The sequence below is a fragment of the Zoogloea sp. genome (assembly GCF_041911615.1).
GTDB lineage: Bacteria > Pseudomonadota > Gammaproteobacteria > Burkholderiales > Rhodocyclaceae > Zoogloea.
Window position 1 is genome coordinate 1 of record NZ_JAYROR010000137.1, and the last position, 5403, is coordinate 5403.

5 protein-coding genes are annotated in these 5403 nt (G+C 61.1%); 3 read left to right on the top strand and 2 right to left on the bottom strand.

The genetic code is table 11. From position 1 onward, the window contains the following. On the bottom strand, window positions 1-201 hold a 201-nt coding region (locus tag ACE3P2_RS18175; RefSeq protein ID WP_374267079.1), incomplete at its 3' end, for a hypothetical protein. Window positions 202-568: 367 nt separating this feature from the next. Between ACE3P2_RS18175 and ACE3P2_RS18180 the strand changes: the two genes are divergently transcribed. The 3 genes from ACE3P2_RS18180 (at window position 569) to ACE3P2_RS18190 (ending at window position 4186) form a co-directional block, all read left to right on the top strand. Then, the gene (locus ACE3P2_RS18180; protein ID WP_374267081.1) at window positions 569-766 is read left to right on the top strand and encodes a hypothetical protein; all 198 of its coding nucleotides are present in this window, start codon (window positions 569-571) and stop codon (window positions 764-766) included. A gap of 314 nt (window positions 767-1080) precedes the next feature. After that, a complete protein-coding gene (locus ACE3P2_RS18185) occupies window positions 1081-3291 on the top strand; it encodes a DGQHR domain-containing protein (protein ID WP_374267083.1) in 2211 nt (736 codons plus the stop codon). Beyond that, a complete protein-coding gene (locus tag ACE3P2_RS18190) occupies window positions 3284-4186 on the top strand; it encodes a DNA adenine methylase (RefSeq protein WP_374267085.1) in 903 nt (300 codons plus the stop codon). The genes ACE3P2_RS18185 and ACE3P2_RS18190 overlap by 8 nt, the downstream gene beginning before the upstream one ends. A 46-nt stretch (window positions 4187-4232) precedes the next feature. On the opposite strand, the gene ACE3P2_RS18195 is transcribed toward ACE3P2_RS18190, so the two are convergent. Then, a partial coding sequence (locus tag ACE3P2_RS18195; RefSeq protein WP_374267087.1) for an HlyD family secretion protein occupies window positions 4233-5403 on the bottom strand: 1171 nt, incomplete at its 5' end.

Here is a 5403-nt window from a genome sequence, read left to right on the forward strand (position 1 = left end):
CCACGAAGCGGCGACGGAGGCGTCGCCCATCGCCGCCTTGGTCCAGCCCTCGCGCGCGGCGCGCTTGCGGATGGCGGCGACGCTGACGCCGAAGCGGGCGGCGACGGTGGGGGCCGACAGGCCCGACAGATAGGCCTCGCGGATCCGGCCCCAGGTCTGGGGACCGGCGCGGACATAGGTGGTCGCGGGGTGGGCGCGCATGGAGATTCACCTGCAGAATTGGTCGAGATCTCTACATTTCGAGACCCGAAAAGCCTGCCACGACCGGCGACCCAGGCGCGTCGATTGTCCCGACTGTCCATCGAGTAGAGGGTCAGGGGTATGAAAACATTCGTCTTCCGATGACGCTGGTCGGGATCAACTATGCGGGTCGGGCGGGGCCGGCCATCGCAAGTCGTCCTTTCGGGTTCGTCCCGCGGACGCCCCGGCAGGGCGGCGGAGGGGGCGCCGACGGCGCGTTGCAATCCACACACGCCGGACCGCCGCCCACAGGCCGGGCGCGAAGGCGTGTTCCCTTTTCGTTCCGGTTCTGCTTTCTGGTCCCGTCGGTGGCGCGACGGAGGATCAGATGAACGACCGAGCCCTTTCAGACATGGTGAGCCAGATGGACGCGGAACTGGCCCGCGCCGAACCCGACCTGCCCCTCCACCCCGAGGAGACCCGCCGCCTGGAGATCATGCGCGCCCTGGCGCTGGGGCTGGGGAATTTCGAGCGGATGCGCGCGCATGACGTGCATCTGCTGGCGGCGAGGATGGGGCGGCGGTGAGGGGTGGCTGGTCCAGACTCGAAGCGGTATCGGGCGACGGTGGTTTTTGAGCAGGGCGTCGATTAGTCGCGCTATGACCAACTCTCACTCTTCGCGGCTCTTGCTGGACGTAAGTTTTTTCGGGGCATAGTGTCGATCATAGCGTTATTTCCTGATCACCCAGTCAGTGTGCCGTTAACAAGCATGGCGCGAACGCTAGCAACCGCTTAACCTCGCTGAAGAATCAGTCCTCGGGGTGGCGAATGCTGGGACCATTGGTCAGCGAGCGAAGTGCTCGGATCGCAGAGTTCAAACGGCGTAAAGTCCGTTACGAAATGCAGACCGTTGCGGCGCCGAAGGCACCAGCCTTAGTCGAAGAAGGGTGGGAAGTCGTTCCGGGCAAAGGCAAGGCCACCAGGCTGCGCCGGACCAAAACCTTCGACGAACTGCTTGAGAACGACTTCTGGACCGTCCTCTACTATTTCGGCTACCCCAATTTGAACGCTGGGCGGCAGTTCACCGTTGAGCTAACCCAGCATGGCGGGAAAGCAATTACCAAGCAAATCGATGTTCTGGCCTTCGACGACGAAACCGTCGTCGTCGCTGAATGCAAAGCCTGCGAGAAGCGCAGCAAGCGTGCGTTGCGGAAGGACTTGGGCGAGTTCGCTGCCAACAAGGCAGCCATCGTTAAAGCTGTGAAGTCCAAGTCGCCGGAAATCACCGATCAAAAGTTCCTATGGTTGTTCGTGACGAGGAATATAGAATGGAGCAAGCCTGACCTAGCTATCGCCAAGGAACACAACATCCGGGTCGTTACAGAAGCCGAGCTGCGATACTACTCCGAGATCGCGAAGCGCCTAGGCCCCTCCGGGAGATTTCAGTTTCACGCATCCTACCTGGCGAAAACGAAGATTGATGCTCTTTCAGACGTCAAGCTTCCCGCCATCAAAACGAGGATCGGGAAGTATCCCGCATATATCTTCGTTGCCCCGGCTCGGAAGCTGCTTCCGATATCATTCGTTAACCACCGCGATTTGAGAGACCCCGAAGCCGCCCCGAGCTACCAGCGTCTGATCACCCGAGCGCGCCTCCAAAGCGTAGCCAAGTTCATCAACGAGGGCGGCTATTTTCCCAACTCGATCATCATGAACTTCAAGTCGGCTGTGCGCTTCGACCTCGCCGCTCCTCAGACAGAGGACGGTACTACGATGGGTACACTGTATCTTCCGAACCAATACAAGTCGGCCTGGATCATCGACGGCCAACACCGACTTTATGCTTACGCTGAGGTTGACGACCCCAACGGAAACCACCGTGTCCCTGTCATCGCATTCGAAGAGATGGACGACCCGGAGGAAGGAAAGCTGTTCAAGACCATCAACAGCCAGCAAAAAAAGGTCTCAGCTGGCCTTCTTGACGAACTGCGCGGCGAGCAAGACCTCCACTCCGAGGACAAGCAGAAGCAGATGCGAGCCATAGCAGCTCGGGTCATCGACCAGCTTCGCGCCGAAACCGGAGGGCCTTTCGAAGACCGGTTTAAGAGCGCCGACCTACCGGATGGGCCTGAGCGCACACTTACCCTCACATCCATAGTCAATGCTCTCGTTAGCTCTGGTCTTCTCGGCGCGCTCAAGAGCAAGCCCGCCAAGTTCATTCAAGGCCCGTTCTGGGGCGATCGGCCGAGCCAGACCATTGAAACAGCTACAATGGTGCTGTCAGGCTATTTTGACTTGGTCCGAAACAGCAACCCAATCCGTTGGGACAGCGGGAAAGCTGGTCTTCTGTGCACGAACGTCGGCGTGGAGGCTTACATTCGGCTCCTAGGGGAACTGTGCCGCTACATACAAACCAGCACCGGCGTTGATCCGCGCAACCTCGCTGAGACCGAGCTGTTGCAGGAGGTTAGCACTTACCTGACCCCTGCTCTTGGCTTCGTGACGCACGCCAACGATAAGGAATTCTCTGATCGATTCAGCGTCCCGTTCGGCTCTGGTGGACCAGTCCGGTATTTCATCCGGATCGCAGACTTGATCAAAGCCGACCATCAGGATTTTACACCGCCGGGCTACGACGACTTCCTCAAGGAGGTTGCCGAAGCGCAAACCTCTACCGCAGATCGTCAAGTCAGGATTATTCAAGAGCAAGTTCCAGAATTCATCGTAGAAAAGCTTAAGGAAGAGTTTGGCGAGGACAAGTTTTTGCAGGCCGCTGTCAAAAACAAGGAGATCTTGAAATCGGCGTTTGAGAAGCAAGTTGGCGTGGATCCGGAAGAACAAGGACCACTAGAGACCTACATTGACTTCATAGATTTCCGGAAAATCGTCGAGCAGAAAGAAAACTGGCCTCTGTTCGCAGACACGCTTAGCATTAGGCTTCCAGAAGAAGGGCATGCGGCCCGATATCTTAAATGGTTCGATGAAGTTAACCGCATACGCCGCATACCCGCTCATCCTTTTGGTAAGAAGTATAAAGACGCAGACATAAACATACTCAACAGCGTATGCTCAGAACTCACACAAAACGGCATCTTGCGATCCGATGATTGAACCGCCTCTCAAGTGGGCAGGCGGAAAGCGCTGGCTTGCTCGGTCATATTCATGGCTCTTTCCAAAGAGTTACGATCGATACCTGGAGCCGTTTTTTGGCGGCGGGGCAGTCTTCTTCGCGCTGAGGCCGGATCGCGCTGTGCTGTCCGACAAGAACGCTCGACTGGTTGCAACCTACGAAGCGCTGCGAGATAATCCGAACGGCGTCATTGCTGCGCTACGGGCATACGCAAGTCGACATTCAGATGAGTTCTACTACGTCGCGCGAGCTACGCCCGAGGCCGATGCCATTAAGGAAGCCGCACGCTTCCTCTACCTTAACCGAACATGCTGGAACGGCCTTTATAGAGTTAATTTGAAGGGTGAGTTCAATGTGCCGCGTGGCACCAAGAACAACGTCATACTTCCAACGGACGACTTCGATGCTGTTTCAAAGGCCCTCCTCAATGCCGAGCTCAGTGCATCGGATTTTAGCACGACGCTAAGTCAGGCTAGAGCGGGTGACTTTGTGTTCATCGACCCGCCATATACTGTGGCTCGCAACAATAACGGATTTCTAAAGTACAATGAGGATATTTTCTCTTGGGCCGACCAAGAGCGCTTGAAAGCGGAGGCCGTAGCCGCTGCGAGCCGGGGTGCTTCAGTGTTAGTTCTCAACGCCCACCACGATTCAGTAAGCAAGCTTTACAGCGACGCAGGCACTCTCCACGTCGTCAAGCGTCACAGCGTGATCTCTAGCACATCAGCGCACCGTAAAGGTGTCGAAGAACTCGCGGTTCAGATTGGCTTCGAGACGACCGACTCGAACGGAGACCCCATCCAACTCCGAAAGAACCATTCCGCCGGAACGACGGATGCTGCGTCTCACATGCCCGTACCTTGCGAAACTGCATGAGCTGCATCTGCCGCTCTGCACGAGCGCTCCTGGCGCGACGCGCACCTCACCCACCCGTATCGATCCTCGCCACCACCGACATACCCGGCGCCAGGCGCTCCACCGCCGGCTGGCCCGGATCGATGGCGATGCGCACCGGGATGCGCTGGGCGACCTTGGTGAAGTTGCCGGTGGCGTTGTCGGGGCGGATGACGCTGAACTCGCTGCCGGCGGCGGGGGCGATGCGCTCGACGTGACCGCGCAGGGTCTGGCCGCCCAAGGCGTCGACCGACAGTTCGACGGGCTGGCCGATGCGGATGTCGCGCATCTGCGTCTCCTTCAGGTTGGCGGTGACCCAGACGACGTCGGGGACCAGGCCCATCAGCTGGGTCCCGGCGGTGACGTACTGGCCCTGGCGAACGCCGACCTCGCCCAGGCGGCCGGCGCGGGGGGCGGTGATGCGGGTGTTGGCCAGGTCGATCTGGGCCAGGCGCACGGCGGCGCGGGCGTTCTCGACCTGGGCGGCCAGGGCGTCGCGGTTGACCACGGCGCTTTCGACCCCCGTCTCGGCGATGCCGCGCTGGGCGCGGGCCTGGGCGACCTGGGCCTGGGCGCTGCGCAGCGCCGCCTCGGCCACGTCGACATTGGCCTGGGACACCCAGCCGCCTTCCTTCAGGGTGCGGGCGCGGTTCGCATCGGCCTGGGCGCGGGCCAGGGTCGCCTGGGCGCCGGCGATGGTGGCGGCGTATTGAGCCACCGACCCGCGGGCCGAGGCCTGGGACTGGGCCGAGTTGGCCAGGGCGGCCTCGGCGGCGTGCAGGGCGGCCTGGGCCTGTTCGACCCGCTGGCGGTAGATGCGGTCGTCGACCTGGGCCAGCAGCTGGCCGGGCTGGACCGTCTGGAAGTCCTTGACCGGCACCTGGGTCACATAGCCGTTCACCTGGGGGCTGATCAGGGTGACCTGGCCGCGGACATAGGCGTTGTCGGTGCGCTGGACGTCGCCGGTGAAGGGCGGCAGGCGCCAGGCGTAGAGCACCAGCAGCACCCCCAGCACGGCGACGGCGGCGGCGACCACGGTCCACAGGACGCGCTTCTTGGGCTCGGGCGCGGGGGCGGCGGGCGCGGCGGGAGCGGGCTGGGCGGCGGCGGCCTGCTGGGGCGCGGGCTGGGCGGCGATCGGGGGCGGGGTGACGGTCATGGCGGGTCTGGGGGTCGTTTCTTCAGTCGACGGCGGCGGA